We start from the raw sequence: 21,827 nt of genomic DNA on the forward strand, positions 1-21,827 counted from the left end.
ATACCGTTATATCTTAAATATTTTAAGAAATTTACGGCTATTTTTATTTTATTAAATTAGATCAGATGCCAATAGTATCATATAAAGGCAAAGCTATGCCAGAATCGCCAATTAGAAAATTGGCTCCTTTTGCAGAAAAAGCTGTAAAAGAAGGCAAGCACATATACCATCTTAATATCGGTCAACCAGATATCAAAACACCGATTGAAGCCATGGACGCGATACGAAACCATAATTTAGATATTTTGGCATATAGTCATTCTGCCGGTTTTGAAAGTTTTAGAAAAAAACTAGCAGGATATTACGCAAAACATGATATTACTATTTCATCTGATGATATTTTGGTAACCACCGGAGGGAGTGAAGCACTAATCTTTACCATGGGAAGCATTACCGATCCAGGTGATGAAATTATAGTTCCCGAACCTTTTTATGCTAATTATTATAGTTTTTCGACTCAATCAACAGTAACCGTAGTTCCTGTAATTTCTAAAATCGAGACTGGGTTTGCATTACCTTCAATCAAAGAATTCGAAAAACTTATTACCAAAAAAACTAAAGCAATCTTAATATGTAACCCTGGTAATCCAACAGGATATCTGTATAGTAAGGAAGAGATTAAGCAATTATCAGCACTAGCAATTAAGTATGATTTATTTCTAATCTCTGATGAAGTCTATCGAGAATTTGTTTATGATGATTCAGAACACTATTCTATTCTTCAGGAAAAAGGATTGAATGAACATGCAATTATTGTAGATTCTGTCTCAAAACGTTATAGTATGTGTGGAGCTCGTATTGGATGTATTGTAAGCAAAAACAAAAGCGTAATGCAAACCGCTATGAAATTTGCCCAAGCTCGATTAAGCCCTCCTACTTTAGCACAAATTGCCAGTGAGGCTGCATTAGAAGCTCCAGACTCATATTACACAGAAACTATTGCAAAATATAAATTAAGGCGAGACACTCTTGTTTCTGGACTTAGAGAAATCCCAGGCGTAAAAGTAGCTATGCCAAAAGGTGCTTTTTATTGCATCGCAGAATTACCAATTAAAGATGCTGATCATTTTACTCAGTGGCTTTTAGACAAATTTGATGTGGATAAACAAACGGTTATGTTAGCACCTGCTTCTGGATTTTATTCAAGTCCGGAAAAAGGAAAAAACCAAGTACGAATTGCTTATGTACTTAACCGAAGAGATCTTAAAAAAGCAATTGAAATTCTAAGGCTAGCTCTAGAAAAATATAAGACAGATGAAGATTGAGCACAAAAAATCTCTAAAAGAATATAACACATTTGGAATCAACGCTATTGCATCAGAATTTGTTGCAATCACATCAGAATCCGAACTTAAGTACATCCTTTCAGAACATAGTAAAAAGAACCTTTTTATTTTAAGTGGAGGGAGCAATATGTTGCTAACAAAAAATCTGGATGCGTTAGTTCTCCATATAGCGATAAAAGGAATTGAAGTAGTAGAAGAATCTGAAACTACAGTTTTAATTTCTGCCTGCGCAGGAGAAAATTGGCACGATTTTGTTCAGTATTGCATTCAGAATAATTATGGGGGATTAGAAAATTTATCTCTAATTCCGGGTTATGTAGGTAGTGCTCCGATTCAAAACATTGGCGCATACGGTGTCGAACTAAAGGATACCATGGTTAGCTGCGAGGCTATTAACATTATAACCCAGGAAAAACAAATTTTTCAAAAAAAAGATTGCAAGTTTGAGTATCGCAATTCTATTTTTAAAAATGAAGTAAAAGGAGAATATATTATCACAAAAGTAACTTTTAAACTGACCAAAAAAGATCATAATCTCAATACTGATTATGGAGCAATAGAAAGTGCATTAAAAGAACAACACATCAAAACCCCTACAATTAAGAATATTTCTGAAGCAGTAATTCAAATACGTCGAAGCAAACTTCCTGACCCATCAGAGATAGGAAATAGCGGAAGCTTTTTTAAAAACCCTGTCATTTCTAAAGGTCTTTTTACCAAACTTCAAAAAGTACATCCAAGTATCCCATCATATATCATAGACGAAAATAACATTAAAATCCCGGCAGGTTGGCTTATTGAACAATCAGGGTTTAAAGGAAAGCGTTGGGGTGATGCCGGAGTTCATGAAAAGCAAGCATTGGTACTTGTAAATCATGGTAATGCTTCTGGAAAAGAAATTCTTGATATAGCAACAAGAATTCAACAAGAGGTCAAACAAAAATTTGATATTACCTTGGAAACAGAAGTAAATATCATATAAACGTGTTATCAAACTATGATCTACAACATTATAGTTCAATAATTCTGTACTTAAATATTTATTAAATACCTGCTTAGCCATACATTCTTTGTATCTTTGTGATCTATTTTGATGTATTTGATTATGAAATGAGGTATTGATATTTTAGAAGGTCTACTACTAAATGCTTAATAACAAATTTCATTTGAAAATTTAAAACAATAAATAAAAACGAATGAAACTTTTATTGCTAACAATTGGCTTATTACTTTTGGCCTTTGGAGGAATCGCTATCAAATTATGGGCTAAAAAAGATGGTAAATTCGCGGGTACCTGCGCAAGTCAAAGCCCTTTTCTTAATAAAGATGGAGAGTCATGTTCTTTATGTGGTAAAACTCCAGATCAGTTTTCAAACTGTAATGATGATGGGCATTCTAAATAGCCTTATCTTTTTTATCTATTCTATTCAAAAAAAAGTCATTGAAAAAAAAAGAACATCTTATTTTATTAGAAGATCATATTAAGAAGGCAAAAGAAGGAAAGCAAATATCTTTTAATTATCTTCTTGATACATTTTGGAATGATGTTTATAATTTTCAACTGAAAAGGACACAGGATGAATATGAAGCAGAAGACATTACTATTCAGAGTTTTTCAAGAGCATTCGATAAGATTAATACGTTTAAAGAAGAATATAATTTCAAAACATGGTTAATTCAAATTTCGAAGAATATCCATATTGATTTATTACGAAAAAAAAATGCGTCTATACAATCCAAAACGACGACTCAGGTAGATGATTCTGTATATAAAATAGTGGATGACAACCCTACACCTGAAGATAAATTAATAACAGAACAAAACTTAGCTCAACTACTCCTTTATATAAAACAGCTGAAGCCTAATTATCAAAGAATAATCAATTTGCGTTATTTTCAGGAATTAAGTTATAAAGAAATTGCAGATACTCTTAATGAGTCAATGAATAATGTAAAAGTAAAATTATTAAGAGCTAAAAAATTACTCTCGGAAATAATTAACAGCTCTAAAAGCTAATACTTAGCTGCCAAAATTATCTTAAATTAAATGAGGTAAACCTTTTAATTACACTATATAGCGGCTCAATCCATTTATCGTTTATTTTTTTGTCATATTTAACAAACTTTTGAACCAGTCCTTTTGGTGCAGAAATCTCTTTTTCTATTGCAGTAATGTTAATATATCTCTGATTATTAAGCAACCATTTTTCTACACGCTTTCGATTATTTTTTATTTTTTTAGTGCTTACTACTTCTTCGAGCATCATTTTTTTCTCTTTTGAAAATATAACTACCAAATTCAAAAAAAATTTTATGTTAACTTAATTTTAACTTGATGTTAGCACTTTGTTTAGATATGGTTTAACTGTACTCAAAATTAAAATCATAATCACCATTAAATCAATATTCTAAAAAAAAGGAAGTTGCTTTTATTATTCTCGACACATAAATAAAAAAATATGTACCCAACTTAATCCTTATATCATTTTCGCTAAGAAAAGGATATGATAATCATAGAACAATACTAAATCTTACTATTTCTTAATGCCTTTACAATTTCAATATATCAATACAACTTTAATAAGAACTTATTATTAATCTAAGCTTTCTTTGTATTTTTGCTAAAAATATTGCTTGTATGAATAATGATGTTGCCAGTGTAGCACCTCCTAAAGGAAAACCAAAATGGTTACGAGTTAAACTTCCTACCGGAAAAAAATATACAGAACTTAGGGGATTAGTAGACAAATATAACCTACACACAATTTGTACTTCGGGGAGTTGCCCTAATATGGGAGAATGCTGGAGTGAAGGTACAGCCACTTTTATGATTTTAGGTAACATTTGTACGCGTTCTTGTGGTTTTTGTGGAGTAAAGACAGGAAGACCCGAAACTGTAGATTGGGAGGAACCTGAAAAAGTAGCTCGATCTATAAAAATAATGAACATAAAACATGCTGTTGTTACTTCTGTAGATAGAGATGATCTTTCTGATGGAGGTTCAATTATTTGGTCAGAAACTATCCAAGCCATTCGCAGAATGAATCCAGAAACAACATTAGAGACGTTAATTCCGGATTTTCAAGGAAAAACAAAAAATATAGATAGAATTATCGCTGTAAAGCCAGAAGTAGTTTCTCATAATATGGAAACTGTAAAAAGACTAACACGCGAAGTTCGTATTCAGGCTAAATATGAACAAAGCCTTCAGGTATTGAAATATCTTAAAGATAATGGAATTGACCGCACAAAAAGTGGAATCATGCTTGGCCTTGGCGAAAAAGAAGAAGAAGTTATTCAAACATTGACAGATTTAAGATCAGTTAATTTGGATATTGTGACTATTGGACAATATTTACAGCCAAGTAAGAAACATCTACCTGTAAAAGAATTCATAACTCCGGACCAGTTTAAAAAATATGAAGAAATAGGCTTAGATATGGGATTTAGACATGTAGAAAGTGGCGCCCTGGTAAGATCTTCATATAAAGCTCAAAAACATTTAACATAATTCTAAATCAAGGGTAAGAGTTTAATGAATACACCTATAAGAATTGCAATCAACGGATTTGGAAGAATAGGTCGTAATCTTTTTAGATTATTAATCGATCACCAAAGCATAGAAGTCGTAGCTATAAATGACCTTGCAGATACAAAGACATTAAGTCATCTTTTAAAATATGATAGTATTCATGGACTTTTACCTTTTGAGGTATCTCATGATAATAATCATATTATTGTTGATGGAAAATCTACACCACTACTTAATGAAACTGATCCGGCACATTGTAATTGGAAAAAATATGATGTAGATATTGTCATTGAAGCAACAGGGAAATTCAAAACAAAAAATAAAGCAGAAGGGCATCTAAAAGCTGGAGCTAAAAAAGTTATTCTTTCTGCACCTTCTATAGAAGATAGTATTAAAACTGTTGTTTTAGGTGTAAATGAGGAAATTATAGATGACTCAGAAACCATAATATCAAATGCTTCCTGTACTACAAACAATGCAGCACCAATGATAAAGGTCGTTAATGACTTATGCGGAATAGAACAAGCTTACATCACTACTATTCATAGTTACACAACAGATCAAAGTTTACATGATCAACCTCATAGAGACTTAAGAAGAGCTAGAGCTGCCAGCCAATCCATTGTTCCTACAACAACGGGAGCCGCAAAAGCTTTAACAAAAATTTTTCCTGAATTGAGTAGTGTTATTGGTGGATGTGGTATTCGTGTTCCTGTCCCCAACGGATCCCTTACAGACATTACTTTTAATGTAAAAAAAGAAACATCTATTCAAGAAATTAACGAAGAGTTTAAAAAAGCATCAAACACATATTTAAAAGGAATTCTTTCATACACAGAAGACCCAATCGTATCTGTTGATATTATAGGTAATCCTCACTCCTGTATCTTTGATTCGTTGATGACATCTGTTATAGGAAAAATGGTAAAAATTATTGGTTGGTATGATAATGAAATCGGCTATAGCAGTAGAATAATTGATTTAATTATTAACATTTGTAAGAAATAACTATCTTAGTTGAGATATTTCAGAGGAAAAATGCCAACCCAAATCAGATATTTTATAATAAAAATTTTACTTATTTGTTGTTTTTTCAGCTATTCACAAACAAGTGAATTTGAAGAAAACATTCAGATAAAGGATTCTATTGACAATTATTTACTCAATGCTTACAGGTCTATTGATCAAGCTCAATTAAAACAAGCTCTATTTAATATTTCTTTGGCAAAAGAAATAGCTATGGATGATCGAGACCGAAGCTATCAAGCAAAAACGAGCTTAGTCCTGGCAAAATTATATAGTCAACTAGGGGATTTAAAAAAAGCAGAAGAACAAGTCCTTGACGCAATTAAAATTCAAAAAGAAGATAATGACAAGGTGATGTTAACTTGCTCATATGCACTTTATGGTTCTATTGCAACACAAACAAAAGACTATAAAACCGCTGAAGATGTATTAAAGAAGGCTCTTGCATTTACCAAAAATAATCATAATGAAGATGAAGAAGGATTCATCAATCTAAATCTTGGTATTTTGTCTCTGGAGCAAGGACAGCCAGAAGTAGCAATACAATACTTCAATAAAGGTCTTCCAAAAATCACCTCTTTAAATCAATTTTATAATAAAGCAAAACTATATATAAACAAAGCTAAAGCCCAATTATCTCTAGAGCAATATGATGAAGCCAAAGAGTCTAACGATCTTGCTATGCAAATAGGAAAAAAGATGGGTTATGCTGTAATTAGATCAGAATGCTATAAACTATATAGTGATATTTACGATAAAAAAGAGGATTATTTAACTTCTTTACAAAACCTAAGAACTCATCAAAAAATCAAAGACTCTTTATTTAATACAAATAAAGAAATTATAGTTCAGGAAGCAGGTGCAAAATTAAATTTAAATGAAAACAATGTCCTTATTGAAGAATTAACTGAAGAAAACATCCAACAACAAAAATCTTTAAAACTTGGACGCTTAACCACCATCCTGAGTATTGCACTTATTACAATACTCTCTTTACTGACACTTTCTCTTTATAAAAACAATAACTTGAGAGCCAGAGCTAATGAGCTATTGCAAAATAAAAATACAGAACTTATACTAGCCAAAGAAAATGCAGAAAGAGCTAGTGAAGCTAAAGTTCAATTTCTCTCCACAATAACTCATGAACTAAGAACACCATTATATGCTGTTACTGGATTAACTCATTTACTTCTTGAGGAAAGTCCTACACCTAACCAGAAAGAACATCTTAATTCCCTTAAGTTTTCTGGCGAATACCTACTATCGCTTATAAACAACATACTAGATCTAAATAAACTAGAAGCCAATAAAGTAGAAATAGAAAACACATCATTTAATTTAAAGAAAAGAATAAATGACGTATTAATTGCTTTAGGAAAATCTGCTAATGATAGAAATAATAAACTTCATTATGAATTTGATGAATCTATACCTTCTAAACTAAAAGGAGACCCATTAAAAATATCTCAAATCTTAATCAATCTTATTGGTAATTCTATAAAATTTACCCAAAAAGGAGATATCTGGATACGGGTAAAACCAATTAGCAAATCCGAAAACAAAGTACTTCTCAATTTTGAAATTGAAGATAATGGAGTGGGGATTTCTGAAAAGAAGCAACAAAGTATATTTGAAAATTTCACACAAGGCTCTGTTCAGATAAATAGAAAGTTTGGCGGAACAGGATTAGGACTCTCTATCGTAAAAAATCTTCTATCCTTAATGAATAGTGAAATCGAATTAGAAAGTAAATTAGGAAAAGGATCCAAGTTTTTATTTAATCTTGAATTCGAAATTTTTGAAGATAAAAGCCCTAATTATGCTGAAGAAGCTAAAAGAATAGACTATAACATCCTAATAGACAAACGAATTCTTGTTGTAGAAGATAATAAGATCAATCAACTGATTACCAGAAAAATATTAGAAAAAAATAAAATAAAGTGTGATGTTGCTGATAATGGTGACATTGCCGTTAATAAAGTCAAAGAAAATACTTTCGATTTGATTCTTATGGATATTCATATGCCAGGAATTAGCGGAATTGAAGCCACTAAACAAATTAGAGAATTCAATAAAGAAATACCAATAATTGCATTAACAGCAGTTACTCTTGACGATAATCTAGATGAATTCTATGATAACGGTTTTAATGACATCATACCTAAACCTTATAAGACTGAAGAGTTTTTCACTAAACTCCATAAAGCTTTTGTAAAAAATCAAACAACAGCCTAAACTGGCATAGCTTTTGATAAAAGCTTAACAAAGCTTATCTTATTACAGGTAAGTATTTGAGTTAGCCATACACATATAATAAAAAGAGACTTTAACTAAGGTCTCTTTTTATATACTCCAGCAATTTATCATCAAATACATTAGCATCTTGAATAAAACTGACCTCTATAGGTTGATACCACAATTCATCTTCAGATATATGAGAAGATAACCTCACATAATCTTTTTCTGTAGTTATAATAAATTCATGAGTTCTTAATTCATCTAATTCTTTATCTGTAAAACTATGGTGGTCTGGGAAATTAATATGTTTAAACTCTAGCCCTAAAGAGGTGTAATAATCGATTAGAGGCATCGGATTTGCAATACCAGTAACTAATGTAAATGACTGGTTTTTTATAGAATGTATTGATTTGGTTTCTGACACATTCACAACATCCTTACCATAGGCAATAGAAGTAAAAAACAAGAATTGATCAGGTTTCAAAGCCAATTTGCTTGCGATTTCCTCCCTTTCTTTTAAAGATAGATTCTCAGGACATTTGGTAACTACAATAATATTAGCCCTATTAGCTCCTTTTCTTGATTCTCTTAAGTTTCCTGTTGGCAAAACAATATCATCGCAATACAAGTTATAATATGCAGTGAGTAGAATATAAAAACCCGCTTTCACTTTTCGATGTTGATACGCATCATCCAATAAGATCACTTCTGGTCTGGGATTTAATGATCGCAAATTAGCTATACCATTACGTCGATCAGCATCTACCGCAACTATAACATCAGTAAATTTTTTCTTAAACTGAAGAGGTTCATCACCTACCGCTTTTGCAGTAGCAGAGGTAGTAACCACTCGAAAACCTTTAGTCTCTCTTTTATATCCCCTACTTAATGTTGCTAAACGTTTTTTATCATTCAATAATCTAATTAAATATTCGATCATTGGAGATTTACCAGTTCCTCCTACACTAAGATTTCCTACCGCAATAATAGGAAAACTATAAGTATTAGATTTCTTTATTCCAACATCATACATTTTATTCCGCAACCAGGTAACGAAGTAATAAAAAGGGACAATTGGCAAAAGTATCTTACGCAATAAGTTCACACGCTATTTTTTTATATACACTCAGCAAACAAAAGTATAAAACGAAACTTTGATTATTGAGAAAAGTTTTTTTACATTCAATTTTTATTACTTTAATAAGCTTTTAAAACCTCAATTAGCACAATTTAATCAAAAAAATATACCATAATGCAAATAAAAGAAGTTACCCAACATCTAGAAGCTATGGCACCCTTAGCATATGCAGAAGATTTCGACAATGTTGGATTACTGGTCGGCAATCCAGAAACTATAGTAACTGGGGTATTAGTTACTTTAGATACTCTTGAAACTATAGTAGATGAAGCCATAGAAAATAACTGCAATCTAATTGTAAGTTTCCACCCAATTGTTTTTAAAGGCATTAAAAAATTCAATGGAAATAATTATGTAGAACGTGTAGTAATTAAGGCTATTAAAAATGATATAGCCATTTTTTCTATGCACACTGCTTTAGACAATGCATTATATGGTGTAAACGATATGATGTGCGAACAGCTAGGGCTGATAAATCGTAAAATTCTGATTCCGCAAAGCGGAAATATTAAAAAACTAATGACTTTTGCTCCTATAGCTGAAGCTGGAACACTACGCACTAAACTTTTTGAAGCCGGAGCAGGATCAATAGGTAATTATGATAATTGCAGTTTTTCATCAGAGGGAACAGGAACTTTTAGAGCCTTAGAAAATGCAAACCCTTCTATTGGAGAAACAGGAAAAATTCATCATGAAAAAGAAATTCAAATTCAGGTTACTTACCCCAAACATTGCGAAAGCAAGATCCTAAAAGTCCTATTTGAAAATCACTCTTATGAAGAAGTAGCGTATGAAATCACTACTCTAGAAAATAAAAATCAAAATATTGGGATAGGAATGATTGGCGAACTTCCTCAAGCTTATGATGAATTAGAATTTCTCAAACACATTAAAAAAGTATTTAAGACAGGTTGTGTAAAACATTCTGCACTCGGCAACAAGCCTATCAAAAAAGTAGCTGTTCTGGGCGGTAGTGGTAGTTTTGCCATAACAAACGCGCAAAGAGCCGGGGCAGATATTTTTATTACTTCAGATCTAAAATACCACCAGTTTTACGAGGCAGAAGGAAAACTTATATTAGCCGATATTGGGCACTATGAAAGCGAACAATACACAAAAAACCTAATTGTTAGCTATCTTAGAAAAAAAATCAGTAATTTTGCCATCATTTTATCGGATAAAAACACCAATCCCATTCAATACATATAAAATATGGCAAAGAAAGAAGTTACTGTTGAGCAAAAATTAAGAGCTTTATATGACTTGCAATTAATTGACTCTAGAGTTGATGAGATCAGAAACGTGCGGGGAGAATTACCTTTAGAGGTTGAAGATCTTGAAGATGAAGTAGCCGGATTAAACAAAAGATTAGAAAAGCTAAATAACGATCTTGACACTATCGACGAAGGTATCAAGAACAAAAAGAACCTAATAGAGGAAGCTAAATCTCTAATCAAAAAATACGGAGAACAGCAAAAAAATGTTCGTAATAATCGCGAATATAACTCTCTTAGTAAAGAGGTTGAATTTCAAGAATTAGAAATTCAATTAGCAGAAAAGCACATCAAAGAGCATAAAGCACAGATTGTTCAGAAAAACGAGATCATCGATCAGACTAAGGGGAAGCTTGCAGAACGTAACGAGCATCTTAATCACAAAAAAGGTGAACTAGATGCTATCTTAGCAGAAACTGAGAAAGAAGAACAATCATTAATAGCTAAATCTGAAGATTACCAAAAGGATATCGAAGATCGTTTGATTGCAGCTTATAAAAGAATCAGAAAAAATGTAAAGAATGGACTAGCAGTAGTAGCCATAGAACGTGGAGCTTCTGGAGGATCGTTTTTTACTATTCCACCACAAGTACAAATGGAAATAGCTTCTCGTAAGAAAATTATTACCGACGAGCATAGTGGTAGAATTTTAGTTGATCAAGAATTAGCTAGAGAAGAAAAAGAAAAAATGGAAGCTCTTTTTGCTAAACTATAGTTGAAAAGAATTCCGAATGTCACATAATAAAAGGCCTCAGTTTTTACTGAGGTCTTTTTGATTAAATACAATTGAGTCTTTTACAAATCGAGCATAAAATGAATCATATCCTCATCATAGGCTTTGTCTGGCCAGAACCCAACTCTTCTGCAGCAGGAAGTCGAATGCTGCAATTAATAGCATTATTCACTTCACAAAACTGGAAAGTTACTTTTGCTTGCCCAGCCGTAGAAACTAATCACACGGCTAATTTTAATCATCCAAATATCTCCAAAGTAACTATCGAAATAAATAATTCCAGTTTTGACCATTTTATCAAAAAAACACAACCAACAATAGTTGTGTTTGATCGATTTATGATAGAAGAACAGTTCGGATGGAGGGTAGCTCAACATTGCCCCAACGCATTAAGAATACTAAATACCGAAGATTTACATTCTCTTAGAAAAACGAGACAAGAATGTTTTAAAAATAAAAGGAAATTTGAGATCGAAGATCTTCTAAACAACGACTATACAAAAAGAGAAATAGCAAGTATTTACCGATGCGACATCTCACTAATAATTTCAGACTATGAAGTTAAACTTCTTAAAGAAAATTTCAAAATAGATCAAAAATTACTGCACTATTTACCTTTTTTATTAGATCCTATTACAATAGAAACCAAAAACAACTGGCCAGATTACAAAAATCGCAAGCATTTTATTACTATTGGAAATTTTAGACATGAACCTAACTGGAATAGTATTTTATTCCTTAAAGAAACCATCTGGCCGTTAATTAAAGAAGAACTCCCAGAGGCTGAATTACATATCTACGGATCATACCCTCCCCCTAAAGCCATGAAGCTTCATAATCCAAAAGACAGATTTCATATCAAAGGATGGGCAAAAAACTCCACAGAAGTACTACAAAACGCACGCGTATGCCTTGCTCCATTGCGATTTGGAGCCGGAATAAAAGGCAAACTTACAGAATCAATGTTATGCGGCACACCAAGCATAACAACAAGTATTGGAGCAGAAGGAATGTTAAACGAAGAATCAGACTGGAACGGCTTTATTACAAATGATCCCAAAAAATTTGCTCAAGCAGCCATAAAACTATATTCTACCCCCAATCTTTGGACACAATCTCAACAGAATGGAATAGAAATTATAAATACCAGATTTCAAAAAAATATGTTTTCTCAAAATATTTTAAACGAAATAAAAAACATCCAAAACAACCTAAAAGAGCATAGGACACAAAACTTTATAGGAACAATGCTACATTACCACACACTAAGAAGTACCGAATTTATGTCTCGATGGATTGAAGAAAAAAATAAATAAAAGAAATATGTAGCACCCCACCCCATCTAAATAAACCCCGAAACAAACTTAAATCATTTTCATAAATCAACAGAAAGCAAAAAACAAATGAAGTTTATAGTTATTTGAGGAAAACTACAATCAAAAAAACCCTCCCTTATCAGATGATCAAAAAATTAAACCCCTTGATTAAAAACAGAATAAAACTATCTAGAAAGGACTCATACACAAAACCCCACTAACTTTTGAACTGCTTCACGTCAAATGCAAAACAAAAAAGCTTCTCCATAATATGGAAAAGCTCATTATATTATAAAACGTAAAGAACTATATAATTATAGTGCAGCTACGTGTTTTGCTAATTGCGATTTTAAGTTAGCAGCTTTATTCTTATGAATAACATTATTCTTAGCTAACTTGTCAAGCATAGAAACTACTGTTGGAAACAAAGTCTCTGCCTCTTTCTTATCAGACTCACGTAATTTTTTGATAGCATTACGAGTTGTTTTATGCTGATATCTGTTTCTAAGACGCTTTGTCTCGTTACTTCTAATTCTTTTTAATGCTGACTTATGATTTGCCATCTCTCTTCTATTAAATTTCTTTACTATATCATTCGTAGCCCGTAGGGGAATCGAACCCCTCTTACCAGGATGAAAACCTGGCGTCCTAGCCGATAGACGAACGGGCCATTTTCCTTTTTCAAGGATTGCAAATTTATAGCTTTCACTTTAAATCTGCAATTAATTTCAATATTCGTAGCCCGTAGGGGAATCGAACCCCTCTTACCAGGATGAAAACCTGGCGTCCTAGCCGATAGACGAACGGGCCATGTTGTCTAATTGCGGATGCAAAAATACAACTATTTTTCAATGCCACAAGTGTTATTTTATTTTTTTCTAAAACTTAATATGCCTTAGCAAATAATACACGGTTTTTAGAAGGCTTACCGCTATAAACACATTGCCCATCTTCTGCTTTTACATCAAAAGGAATACAACGTATAGTAGCCTTTGTTAGCTCTTTTATCTTTTGTTCTGTTTCTTCAGTCCCATCCCAATGAGCAGAAATAAATCCTCCCTTATGTTCTATTACATCTTTAAATTCATCGAAAGAATTCACTTCGGTAATATGATCATCTCTAAATTGAGTTGCTTTCTGATGTAAACTTTCCTGAATTTCCACTAATAAAGATTCTATAGTAGTTACCACCTCATCTTTTGCTACGAATTGCTTCGTAAATGTATCACGACGAGCAAGTTCTACTGTTCCTTTTTCTAAATCTTTTGGTCCAATAGCAATCCGTAAAGGCACTCCTTGCAATTCGTATTGAGCAAACTTAGCTCCTGGCCTATGAGTATCTCTATTATCAAATTTTACTGAAATTCCTTTAGATCTTAAATCTAAAACTAAGTCATTAGCTACTTCAGAAATTTGAGCTAATTGCTCTTCTCCTTTATAGATCGGAACAATTACCACCTGAATTGGAGCTAGATTTGGAGGTAAGACCAAACCATTATCATCACTATGAGTCATTATCAAAGCCCCCATCAGACGTGTAGAAACACCCCAAGAAGTAGCCCAAACATAATCCATTTTACCCTCCTTTGATGTAAATTTTACATCAAAAGCTTTAGCAAAATTCTGTCCCAAAAAATGTGAAGTACCCGCTTGTAGAGCTTTACCATCTTGCATCAATGCTTCGATACAATATGTGTCCTCAGCCCCTGCAAAACGCTCACTTTCAGTTTTTCTCCCTTTAATAACAGGAATAGCCATAAACTCCTCTACAAAATCAGCATACACATTATTCATTTGCTCAGTCTCAGCAATTGCTTCTGCTCTGGTTTCATGCGCTGTATGCCCTTCTTGCCATAAAAACTCTGCTGTCCTTAAAAACAATCGTGTACGCATCTCCCAACGCACTACATTAGCCCATTGATTAATTAGTAATGGCAAATCTCTATACGATTGAATCCATCCTTTATATGTATTCCAGATAATAGCTTCTGAGGTTGGACGAACAATCAGCTCTTCTTCTAATTTTGCCTTTGGATCTACAATTAATTTAGAAGCATCTTCAGGATCTGTTTTTAACCTATAATGAGTAACCACAGCACACTCTTTTGCAAATCCTTCTGCATTTTTTTCTTCTGCTTCAAATAGACTTTTTGGAACAAATAATGGAAAATATGCATTTTGATGCCCTGTTTCCTTAAATTTTTTATCCAATTCTGCCTGCATTTTTTCCCAAATAGCATATCCATATGGTTTAATTACCATACAACCTCTTACCGCCGAATTCTCGGCTAAATCAGCCTTGACGACTAATTCGTTATACCATTTTGAATAATCTTCGCTACGTTTTGTTAAATTCTTACCCATAAACCTCTATTTGGCACAAATGTTGTGGCTTTGTTAAATATAATTTAATTAGCGCAAAACTAACTAAATTTGTAATGTTCAACAATAAAATAAGAAGATATGCGACTTAAAAATTATTTTCAGAGAAACGGTGCAATAGGGTTTTTACTTTTAAGCACTTTATTTATGTTGACGTCTTGTGGTTCATATGAGTACGTACCTTATAGAGATGGAGTCTATGGAGAAACAGGAGGCCAAAGAAATGTAGAGACTCAACCGCGTAATACAGATAAAAAATCCAATTATTATTCTAGCTACTTCTCAGAAAAATCAGCATTGATCGACGAGGCTATTGAACAAGATGCTATTTTTACAGATGTAGATTCTTATTCTAGCGAAGGGTATAATGTCGCAGATACTACCGCTACAACTGCTCTAGGTTATGAAGCCGGGCAACCTGCATGGGGAAGTAACCCTACAGAAATTAGCGTTAACCTATACAATACCGGTTGGAATAACTGGGGTCCTGGATGGGGATGGAATGGATGGTATGGTCCCGGATGGGGATGGAATGCCGGATGGGGATGGAATGGATGGAATGCCGGATGGGGTTGGAATGGATGGAATGCTGGATGGGGTTGGAACGCCGGATGGGGTTGGAATGGCCCTGGATGGGGAATTGGATGGGGATGGGGACGCCCTTGGTATGGTAGAGGCTTTTACGGACGTGGATATGGAGGTTACTATAATCGCGGATACCGAGGTTATTATGGAAGAGGAAACCGATATGCATCTTATAATATAGGATCAAGAAATTCATACGCCTATTCTACAAGAAGCCGCAGAGGCTACAGTTCGAGATATAGTACAAGAACGAGAAATTCTTCGGGCTACAACACTAGAAGCAGACAAGGTTATTCTAACAGGCAAGGCTATTCTAATAGACGAGTAAATGCCGCGAGAAGAACTCGATCTTCATCAGGCAACTATTACAACAGATCCTCAAACAACAATTATTCTTCTCGCTCTAGATCTTCTTCGGTAGGTAGAAGCAGTACTGGCACCAGAAGATATTCTAGCCCTACATCAAGAACAAGAAGTAGTGGTTATTCACCATCATCACGTAGTTCTTCTTCTAGAAGCAGAAGTTCTGGATACTCAAGAGGAAGCTCATCAAGAAGTAGTGGATACTCTAGATCAGGAGGTAGCAGATCAAGAAGTAGTGGTAGCCGAGGAGGAAGTAGAGGCCGTGGAAGAAACTAAGGACTTTCATCTAACTTTTTTATTATTAATTTCTTATCCTTATTTAAGATATTCTGTAATTCATAATTAAAATAACGAATGAAAAAGCTATTCTTATGTATAGGTATACTATCTATGCCTTTTTTGAACGCTCAGGACATAACCGATGCGCTACGGTATTCTCAGCAAGATATTTTAGGAACTGCCCGATTTAGAGGGATGAGTGGTGCATTTGGTGCATTAGGTGGAGATTTATCAGCATTACAGGTTAATCCCGCTGGGTCTGCAGTTTTCTTAAACTCTTATGGATCTGTGACCCTTTCAACAAATCGAATTAGTAACGACGCATTCTATTTTAACACTTTCAATTCTACGAATACCAATAACGTAAATTTTAATCAAGTGGGTGCTGTATTCGTTTATAACAACAACAATAATACTTCTGGAATTAACAAATTATCACTGGGTATCGTATATGACCAAACCTCTGACAATGCAAATGAATTTTTTGTATCAGGTAGAAGCACAAATTCTATTGACACCTTTTTTCTTTCTGAAGCCCAAGGTATCCCACAAGGTTTGATCTCCAGAAGATCTAGAGAAACAGTAGGTGATCTTTACAGCTTTCTTGGAGAAAATGAAGGCTATAGCGCCCAGCAAGCTTTCCTAGGTCGCGAAGCTTTTGTTATAGAAGCCAATGACGTTAATGATCCCAATAACACCACCTATTTTTCAAATGTTGCTCCAGGTGTTTTTGATCAGGAATATTTTTATGAAAGCACAGGTTTAAACGGAAAATTCTCTTTAAACGGAGGAGCGCAAATAAATCAAAATCTTTATATCGGAATCAATCTTAACTCTCACTTCATTAACTTTGACAGAGTAACCGAGTTTTTTGAAGGCAATAACAATACAGGGAGCAATGTAAATGAAATCATATTTACAAACAGATTATCTACCATTGGAGCTGGCTTTTCTGCTCAAATTGGAGGAATAGCTAAACTATCCAAAATGATTCGAGTAGGAGCATCTTTTGAGTCTCCCACATGGTATTATATAGAAGAAGAAACTACACAGCGATTAGAAACTTTAAGTGACACCGATGGAAGAGCTATTGTAAATCCTAATGTAATTAACATTTTCCCAGAATACAAACTGCGTACTCCTGCAAAAGCCACGGGAAGCATCGCCTTTTTATTCGAACAACAAGGATTAATAAGTTTAGATTATTCTTATAAAGACTACTCTACAACACAACTTAGCTCTGATGAAGGAGGAAATTTTGCAAATCTTAATCAAGAAATCGAAAATAGTCTACAAAGTTCTTCAACAATCAGAATTGGTACAGAATGGAAATATGACAGATGGAGTTTTAGAGGAGGATATAGTTTTGAAGAAAGTCCGTATAAAGACGAACTTATCATGGGAGATAGAACAGGGTTCTCTATAGGAGCTGGATATGATTTTGGAAAATTCAAATTCGATGTAGCATATGACTACACTCAACAAGAACGAGAAGAACAATTTTACCCTAACTCTGCTTTTACAAATTTCGCAGTTATTGACACTTATGTTGATAGCCTGACTTTTACTCTTGGTGTAAACTTTTAAAGTAAAGCATTAGTATAAATAAAAAATAGCTGGAAGATGATTTCTCCCAGCTATTTTTTATTTATAATTATATATCTACTTATCGTATTAAGGAAAAATTACCTGCAAAAACCCTTCTCCTCATATTTGGATCCCTAGGTTCATTAAACTCAACTCTAAACCAATAATCTGAAGAAGGCATGTTTCTACCATTATATGTACCATCCCATCCTGGCCCTCCTGCCCTAAGCTGCTTCAACAACTTACCATAGCGGTCAAATATATAAATCTGTGCTGTGGGCTGATTCTCTATATTAATAAGACTCCAGGTATCATGAAAACCATCTCCATTTGGAGTAAAATACTTAGGATATCCCAAAATCATAATAACTTCTGATCTCTCTTCACTATCAGGGCAATTTGCATATCGCGCTGTCACAAAATAATCCCCAGGAGGAACATTAGTGAATACAGGAGATGACTGAAAAGGTCTATATTCTATAAAACCATTTCCTAGATCGCGATCTAGTCTATATTCAAAATCTTCAAAACCTGCATTTTCAACCTCTGGAGTAGCTTCTACCTCTGCTGTTATTGTATAACTCCCGGCAAAAGACTCTTCAGCAATACTATATCCAACTGACACTACTGCGTTAGAAACATCCAACACCACCAAATCATCTCTACCAACCTCAACTGTCCTAGCAGCATCTGAATACCCAATCAATTGATAAGCACCCGGAGCATTCACTTCTAAAAATGGAAACATCCCTTCAGGGTCTGGTACAGCCGTTGTAAAATTAGTAGAACCTACTGCATCACTAAACCATCTATAACTTATTGCTCCTGGGAATCTCCCTTCAATGGTAACAGGAAACTCTCCACATGTTGCAATATCAGGCCCAACACCAGGATCTAAAATACTACAATCTGTTGTTCCCGCGTCTGATTCATCAAGATTAGTTTGCTGAAGCTGTATTACACCTGCTTCATCTGCAAAATTAGTAATCAAAATTATATAATATTCACCTGTCTGGGCATTAGGTATGGTAAGCGTCTCAACGAATGTATCATCTTCTGGCGTCCTTGCATAACTACAATCTATTATGTTAGTATTATCAAGGTTATTTAAATAATAATCAGGATCATCAACATTATTTACACACTCAGCGGGGCGTATATTGTCTCCATCCCCATTATTATCACATCCCCGAGAAAGATCATCACAATCTACTATAAAAGAAGTTGGAAATGGACCCCATGCGATAAAATCAACATCAAGCTGCCTTTCTCCTCTATCTAAATTACTATTATCATTACCATCTACCCATTGTTGAACATCAAAAACTAAATTTCCTGATTCATCAATACGAAGAAAGTACCAAGCAGGATTAGGGGTTGTATTTAAACACCCTACTTCTCCTAAACCATCCATATCCCCTACAGTATTAGGAAATGTAAGTTCTCTAGAAGCATCAGAACAAAAAGGTTGGGCTAATCTACAAGCCACATCAAAATCCTGGGCATAAGAAAAAGTGCCTTTAAAAAACAGGAGTATAAAAAGTAATGAAATTTGAGGTAATACTTTTGCCATTTTCATATAACGTTAAAACTAGTTTTTTCGTGTGTTACAGTTCAATTTGGGACTTAAATATACAGAACTTCTCCAAAAAACCTAACATCTATAATTGTTTAACATACCTTTTACCAAGTAAAACAACAAAATCGTATCTTTGCAACCCACATTATAGAGCGCGTTATACAATACTTCTCTATTTATGTTCGAAAAGATAATAAAGTAAGAAATGTTTAAAAAAAATTCATTACACTTTATTATTTTTTTGGTTGGATTTTAATGAATTATAAAATTTTGAAGTGTGAAAATTGACAAGGCCCTTGAAGCTATTGAAGCGCTAGGTGATAATCATGTAGCTACTAGCGCTACCACTCCTCTTAGAGAAGATGCCTTTAAACTTAGTGATAATGAAAAAATTGCTTTGATTAAAGAAGATGTTAAACATATTTTAGAAACTCTAGGATTAGACTTAACAGATGACAGTCTTAAAGGTACACCGCAACGTGTTGCTAAAATGTTTGTAAATGAAATTTTTTCTGGACTACATCCACAACGTAAGCCCGATGCTTCTACATTTAAAAACCATTATAAATATGGTGAAATGTTAGTAGAGAAAAATATTACAGTGTATTCTACTTGTGAACATCACTTATTACCGATTGTAGGTCGTGCGCATGTAGCTTATATTTCTAACGGCACTGTAGTTGGGTTATCCAAAATGAACCGTATTGTAGATTATTACGCCAAAAGACCACAAGTACAAGAGCGTATGACTATGCAAATTGTTCAGGATCTTCAGGTCGTTTTGGGAACAAAAGATGTTGCATGTGTAATTGATGCAAAACACTTATGTGTAAACTCGCGAGGGATCAGAGATATCGAAAGCAGCACAGTAACCAGTGAATTTGGCGGTAAATTTAAAGAAGACTCTGTAAGAAGAGAATTTTTAGACTACATTAAGTTAGATACTACCTTTTAATTTTATTTTCATCATAAATCACAAGCATTCATAAAAATTATGGCAGCAAGTCCGTTGTATAAAAATCAGGAATTAAAAATTTACAATTCTATTTCGGGTCAGAAAGAAATATTTACACCTATCACAGAGGGTAATATTGGTATGTACGTATGTGGCCCTACAGTTTATAGCAATGTACATTTAGGAAACTGCCGTACATTTATTTCATTTGACTTAGTATTCAGATATTTAAAACATCTGGACTATAAAGTTCGTTATGTAAGAAACATAACAGATGCCGGACATCTTGAAAACGATGCAGATGAAGGGGAGGACAAAGTAGCTAAAAAAGCTAGACTCGAGCAGCTAGAACCTATGGAAATTGTACAGCGATACACTTTGGATTTTCATCAAGTAATGTCAAAATTTAATTCGATTCCGCCAAGTATAGAACCAACCGCGACAGGTCATATTGTTGAACAAATTGAAATCATTAAAACCATAATCGATAATGGTTTTGCTTATGAGTCTAATGGCTCTATATATTTTGATGTGCAAAAGTTTAATAAAACTAATCATTACGGAAAATTAAGCGGCAGAAACCTTGAGGACATGATTGCAAATACAAGAGAGTTATCTGCTCAAAGTGACAAGAAAAACCCTCAGGATTTTGCATTATGGAAAAGAGCAGAACCTCAACATATAATGAGATGGCCTTCACCGTGGAGTGATGGTTTTCCTGGATGGCATTTAGAGTGTACTGTAATGAGCACAAAATATCTTGGCGAACGATTCGACATTCATGGCGGCGGAATGGATTTAAAATTCCCTCATCATGAATGTGAAATTGCTCAAGGAGAAGCTGCATGTGGACAAACACCAGTAAATTACTGGATGCATGCAAATATGCTTACTCTTAACGGTAAAAAAATGTCTAAATCGACAGGAAATACCATATCTCCTGAAGAATTATTCTCTGGTAACAACACTATTCTCAATAAGGCTTTTGAAGCTACTGTTGTACGCTTCTTTATGCTTCAAGCACACTATAGAAGTATTTTAGACTTCTCTAATGATGCCCTTGAAGCCTCAGAAAAAGGGTTTTACAGACTAATGGACGCTATCCAAACTATTAAATCATTACCAACAGATCAAATCACTGAAGGGTTTGATGTTCAATTATGGAGAACAGCTTGTTATGATGCAATGAATGACGATTTTAACAGCCCTATTCTGATTGCAAAATTATTTGATGCTGTAAAATTTATCAATACAGTTAAAGAGCAAAAAGCTAAAATATCTGCAGCAGATCTTGAAATTCTTAAACAAACGATTCACGGTTTTGTTTTTGATGTATTGGGACTGGTAAACATAAATGAAACTTCTTCTGATATTAGTGATAAACTTTCGGGAACGGTTGAGTTGTTAATTAAGCTTCGAACCGAAGCTAGAGCAAATAAGGATTTCGCTACCAGCGATAAAATCAGGGATGAACTTTTAGAAATTGGCATCCAACTTAAAGATGGTAGAGAAGGCACTAGTTTTTCATTAAACTAAACTATTTTGGCTCTCAAA

The 21,827-nt window shown here is 33.7% G+C and carries 19 protein-coding genes and 2 tRNA genes; 14 read left to right on the forward strand and 7 right to left on the reverse strand.

Translation table 11 applies throughout. The annotated features are described in order from the left end of the window. The first annotated feature begins 65 nt into the window (after nucleotides 1-65). The 4 genes from PQF96_RS04455 (at nucleotide 66) to PQF96_RS04470 (ending at nucleotide 3,303) form a co-directional block, all read left to right on the forward strand. Nucleotides 66-1,265 carry a pyridoxal phosphate-dependent aminotransferase gene (locus tag PQF96_RS04455; protein WP_109438983.1) on the forward strand — a complete coding sequence of 400 codons (1,200 nt, stop codon included), beginning with the start codon at nucleotides 66-68 and terminating at the stop codon, nucleotides 1,263-1,265. Further along, a complete protein-coding gene (gene murB / locus PQF96_RS04460) occupies nucleotides 1,255-2,268 on the forward strand; it encodes a UDP-N-acetylmuramate dehydrogenase (protein ID WP_271765222.1) in 1,014 nt (337 codons plus the stop codon). Before PQF96_RS04455 ends, murB begins: the two co-directional genes overlap by 11 nt. A gap of 214 nt (nucleotides 2,269-2,482) precedes the next feature. Next, nucleotides 2,483-2,689, forward strand: coding sequence for a membrane or secreted protein (locus tag PQF96_RS04465; RefSeq protein WP_109438985.1), 207 nt, complete (start codon nucleotides 2,483-2,485; stop codon nucleotides 2,687-2,689). Between the two features lie 38 nt (nucleotides 2,690-2,727). Continuing rightward, entirely contained in the window at nucleotides 2,728-3,303 is a 576-nt protein-coding gene (locus PQF96_RS04470; RefSeq protein ID WP_235011038.1) for an RNA polymerase sigma factor, read from the forward strand. Between the two features lie 16 nt (nucleotides 3,304-3,319). On the opposite strand, the gene PQF96_RS04475 is transcribed toward PQF96_RS04470, so the two are convergent. After that, nucleotides 3,320-3,553: a hypothetical protein gene (locus tag PQF96_RS04475; RefSeq protein ID WP_109438986.1), complete on the reverse strand. Its 234-nt coding sequence runs from the start codon at nucleotides 3,551-3,553 to the stop codon at nucleotides 3,320-3,322. A 371-nt stretch (nucleotides 3,554-3,924) separates the two neighbouring features. On the opposite strand from PQF96_RS04475, the gene lipA reads away from it, so the two are divergent. Genes lipA through PQF96_RS04490 form a run of 3 tightly spaced genes read left to right on the forward strand, consistent with a single transcriptional unit; the run spans nucleotide 3,925 to nucleotide 8,079 of the window. Next, a complete protein-coding gene (gene lipA, locus PQF96_RS04480; RefSeq protein ID WP_109438987.1) occupies nucleotides 3,925-4,797 on the forward strand; it encodes a lipoyl synthase in 873 nt (290 codons plus the stop codon). Nucleotides 4,798-4,821: 24 nt separating this feature from the next. Then, nucleotides 4,822-5,826, forward strand: a complete 1,005-nt coding sequence (gap, locus tag PQF96_RS04485) for a type I glyceraldehyde-3-phosphate dehydrogenase (protein WP_271765223.1) — start codon at nucleotides 4,822-4,824, stop codon at nucleotides 5,824-5,826. Between the two features lie 30 nt (nucleotides 5,827-5,856). Then, nucleotides 5,857-8,079 carry a response regulator gene (locus PQF96_RS04490; protein WP_271765224.1) on the forward strand — a complete coding sequence of 741 codons (2,223 nt, stop codon included), beginning with the start codon at nucleotides 5,857-5,859 and terminating at the stop codon, nucleotides 8,077-8,079. Nucleotides 8,080-8,170: 91 nt separating this feature from the next. On the opposite strand, the gene lpxK is transcribed toward PQF96_RS04490, so the two are convergent. Beyond that, nucleotides 8,171-9,187 (reverse strand): tetraacyldisaccharide 4'-kinase, encoded by a 1,017-nt coding sequence (gene lpxK, locus PQF96_RS04495; RefSeq protein WP_271765225.1) that lies wholly within the window; start codon nucleotides 9,185-9,187, stop codon nucleotides 8,171-8,173. Nucleotides 9,188-9,334: 147 nt separating this feature from the next. Here lpxK and PQF96_RS04500 point away from each other — a divergent pair, with 147 nt between their 5' ends. From PQF96_RS04500 to PQF96_RS04510, 3 genes are all read left to right on the forward strand, one after another. Beyond that, nucleotides 9,335-10,429 (forward strand): Nif3-like dinuclear metal center hexameric protein, encoded by a 1,095-nt coding sequence (locus PQF96_RS04500; RefSeq protein WP_271765226.1) that lies wholly within the window; start codon nucleotides 9,335-9,337, stop codon nucleotides 10,427-10,429. A 3-nt stretch (nucleotides 10,430-10,432) separates the two neighbouring features. Continuing rightward, the gene (locus PQF96_RS04505) at nucleotides 10,433-11,209 is read left to right on the forward strand and encodes a zinc ribbon domain-containing protein (RefSeq protein ID WP_109438992.1); all 777 of its coding nucleotides are present in this window, start codon (nucleotides 10,433-10,435) and stop codon (nucleotides 11,207-11,209) included. Between the two features lie 98 nt (nucleotides 11,210-11,307). Continuing rightward, on the forward strand, nucleotides 11,308-12,543 hold the full coding sequence (locus PQF96_RS04510) for a glycosyltransferase family 4 protein (protein WP_271765227.1): 1,236 nt from the start codon (nucleotides 11,308-11,310) through the stop codon (nucleotides 12,541-12,543). 314 nt (nucleotides 12,544-12,857) lie between these two features. Here the strand turns inward: PQF96_RS04510 and rpsT are convergent, their stop codons facing one another. The 4 genes from rpsT to proS form a co-directional block, all read right to left on the reverse strand. Then, nucleotides 12,858-13,106: a 30S ribosomal protein S20 gene (rpsT, locus tag PQF96_RS04515; RefSeq protein ID WP_024770782.1), complete on the reverse strand. Its 249-nt coding sequence runs from the start codon at nucleotides 13,104-13,106 to the stop codon at nucleotides 12,858-12,860. Between the two features lie 35 nt (nucleotides 13,107-13,141). Further along, nucleotides 13,142-13,213 (reverse strand) — tRNA-Glu (locus PQF96_RS04520). A 68-nt stretch (nucleotides 13,214-13,281) separates the two neighbouring features. Next, nucleotides 13,282-13,353, reverse strand: a tRNA-Glu gene (locus PQF96_RS04525). A 75-nt stretch (nucleotides 13,354-13,428) separates the two neighbouring features. Then, entirely contained in the window at nucleotides 13,429-14,907 is a 1,479-nt protein-coding gene (gene proS, locus PQF96_RS04530) for a proline--tRNA ligase (RefSeq protein WP_109438994.1), read from the reverse strand. 99 nt (nucleotides 14,908-15,006) lie between these two features. On the opposite strand from proS, the gene PQF96_RS04535 reads away from it, so the two are divergent. Continuing rightward, on the forward strand, nucleotides 15,007-16,149 hold the full coding sequence (locus PQF96_RS04535) for a hypothetical protein (RefSeq protein ID WP_271765228.1): 1,143 nt from the start codon (nucleotides 15,007-15,009) through the stop codon (nucleotides 16,147-16,149). Between the two features lie 78 nt (nucleotides 16,150-16,227). After that, nucleotides 16,228-17,739: an OmpP1/FadL family transporter gene (locus tag PQF96_RS04540; RefSeq protein ID WP_271765229.1), complete on the forward strand. Its 1,512-nt coding sequence runs from the start codon at nucleotides 16,228-16,230 to the stop codon at nucleotides 17,737-17,739. A 79-nt stretch (nucleotides 17,740-17,818) separates the two neighbouring features. Here PQF96_RS04540 and PQF96_RS04545 read toward each other — a convergent pair whose 3' ends face one another. Then, nucleotides 17,819-19,312, reverse strand: a complete 1,494-nt coding sequence (locus PQF96_RS04545) for a T9SS type B sorting domain-containing protein (protein WP_271765230.1) — start codon at nucleotides 19,310-19,312, stop codon at nucleotides 17,819-17,821. Between the two features lie 283 nt (nucleotides 19,313-19,595). Between PQF96_RS04545 and folE the strand changes: the two genes are divergently transcribed. Beyond that, nucleotides 19,596-20,273, forward strand: a complete 678-nt coding sequence (folE, locus tag PQF96_RS04550; protein ID WP_109438998.1) for a GTP cyclohydrolase I FolE — start codon at nucleotides 19,596-19,598, stop codon at nucleotides 20,271-20,273. Between the two features lie 39 nt (nucleotides 20,274-20,312). Beyond that, the gene (gene cysS / locus PQF96_RS04555; protein ID WP_109438999.1) at nucleotides 20,313-21,809 is read left to right on the forward strand and encodes a cysteine--tRNA ligase; all 1,497 of its coding nucleotides are present in this window, start codon (nucleotides 20,313-20,315) and stop codon (nucleotides 21,807-21,809) included. The last annotated feature ends 18 nt before the right edge of the window (nucleotides 21,810-21,827 follow it).

It is taken from the genome of Aquimarina algiphila (genome assembly GCF_947494415.1).
Classification (GTDB): domain Bacteria; phylum Bacteroidota; class Bacteroidia; order Flavobacteriales; family Flavobacteriaceae; genus Aquimarina; species Aquimarina algiphila.

Bases quoted from the DNA above. Each gene is read 5' to 3' on its own strand.
- cysS (WP_109438999.1), top strand. From the start codon at position 20,313: ATGGCAGCAAGTCCGTTGTATAAAAATCAGGAATTAAAAATTTACAAT.
- murB (WP_271765222.1), top strand. From the start codon at position 1,255: ATGAAGATTGAGCACAAAAAATCTCTAAAAGAATATAACACATTTGGA.
- PQF96_RS04500 (WP_271765226.1), top strand. From the start codon at position 9,335: ATGCAAATAAAAGAAGTTACCCAACATCTAGAAGCTATGGCACCCTTA.
- rpsT (WP_024770782.1), bottom strand. From the start codon at position 13,106: ATGGCAAATCATAAGTCAGCATTAAAAAGAATTAGAAGTAACGAGACA.
- lipA (WP_109438987.1), top strand. From the start codon at position 3,925: ATGAATAATGATGTTGCCAGTGTAGCACCTCCTAAAGGAAAACCAAAA.
- PQF96_RS04465 (WP_109438985.1), top strand. From the start codon at position 2,483: ATGAAACTTTTATTGCTAACAATTGGCTTATTACTTTTGGCCTTTGGA.
- proS (WP_109438994.1), bottom strand. From the start codon at position 14,907: ATGGGTAAGAATTTAACAAAACGTAGCGAAGATTATTCAAAATGGTAT.
- PQF96_RS04505 (WP_109438992.1), top strand. From the start codon at position 10,433: ATGGCAAAGAAAGAAGTTACTGTTGAGCAAAAATTAAGAGCTTTATAT.
- gap (WP_271765223.1), top strand. From the start codon at position 4,822: ATGAATACACCTATAAGAATTGCAATCAACGGATTTGGAAGAATAGGT.
- PQF96_RS04475 (WP_109438986.1), bottom strand. From the start codon at position 3,553: ATGATGCTCGAAGAAGTAGTAAGCACTAAAAAAATAAAAAATAATCGA.
- PQF96_RS04510 (WP_271765227.1), top strand. From the start codon at position 11,308: ATGAATCATATCCTCATCATAGGCTTTGTCTGGCCAGAACCCAACTCT.
- PQF96_RS04540 (WP_271765229.1), top strand. From the start codon at position 16,228: ATGAAAAAGCTATTCTTATGTATAGGTATACTATCTATGCCTTTTTTG.
- PQF96_RS04490 (WP_271765224.1), top strand. From the start codon at position 5,857: ATGCCAACCCAAATCAGATATTTTATAATAAAAATTTTACTTATTTGT.
- PQF96_RS04455 (WP_109438983.1), top strand. From the start codon at position 66: ATGCCAATAGTATCATATAAAGGCAAAGCTATGCCAGAATCGCCAATT.
- PQF96_RS04545 (WP_271765230.1), bottom strand. From the start codon at position 19,312: ATGGCAAAAGTATTACCTCAAATTTCATTACTTTTTATACTCCTGTTT.
- PQF96_RS04535 (WP_271765228.1), top strand. From the start codon at position 15,007: ATGCGACTTAAAAATTATTTTCAGAGAAACGGTGCAATAGGGTTTTTA.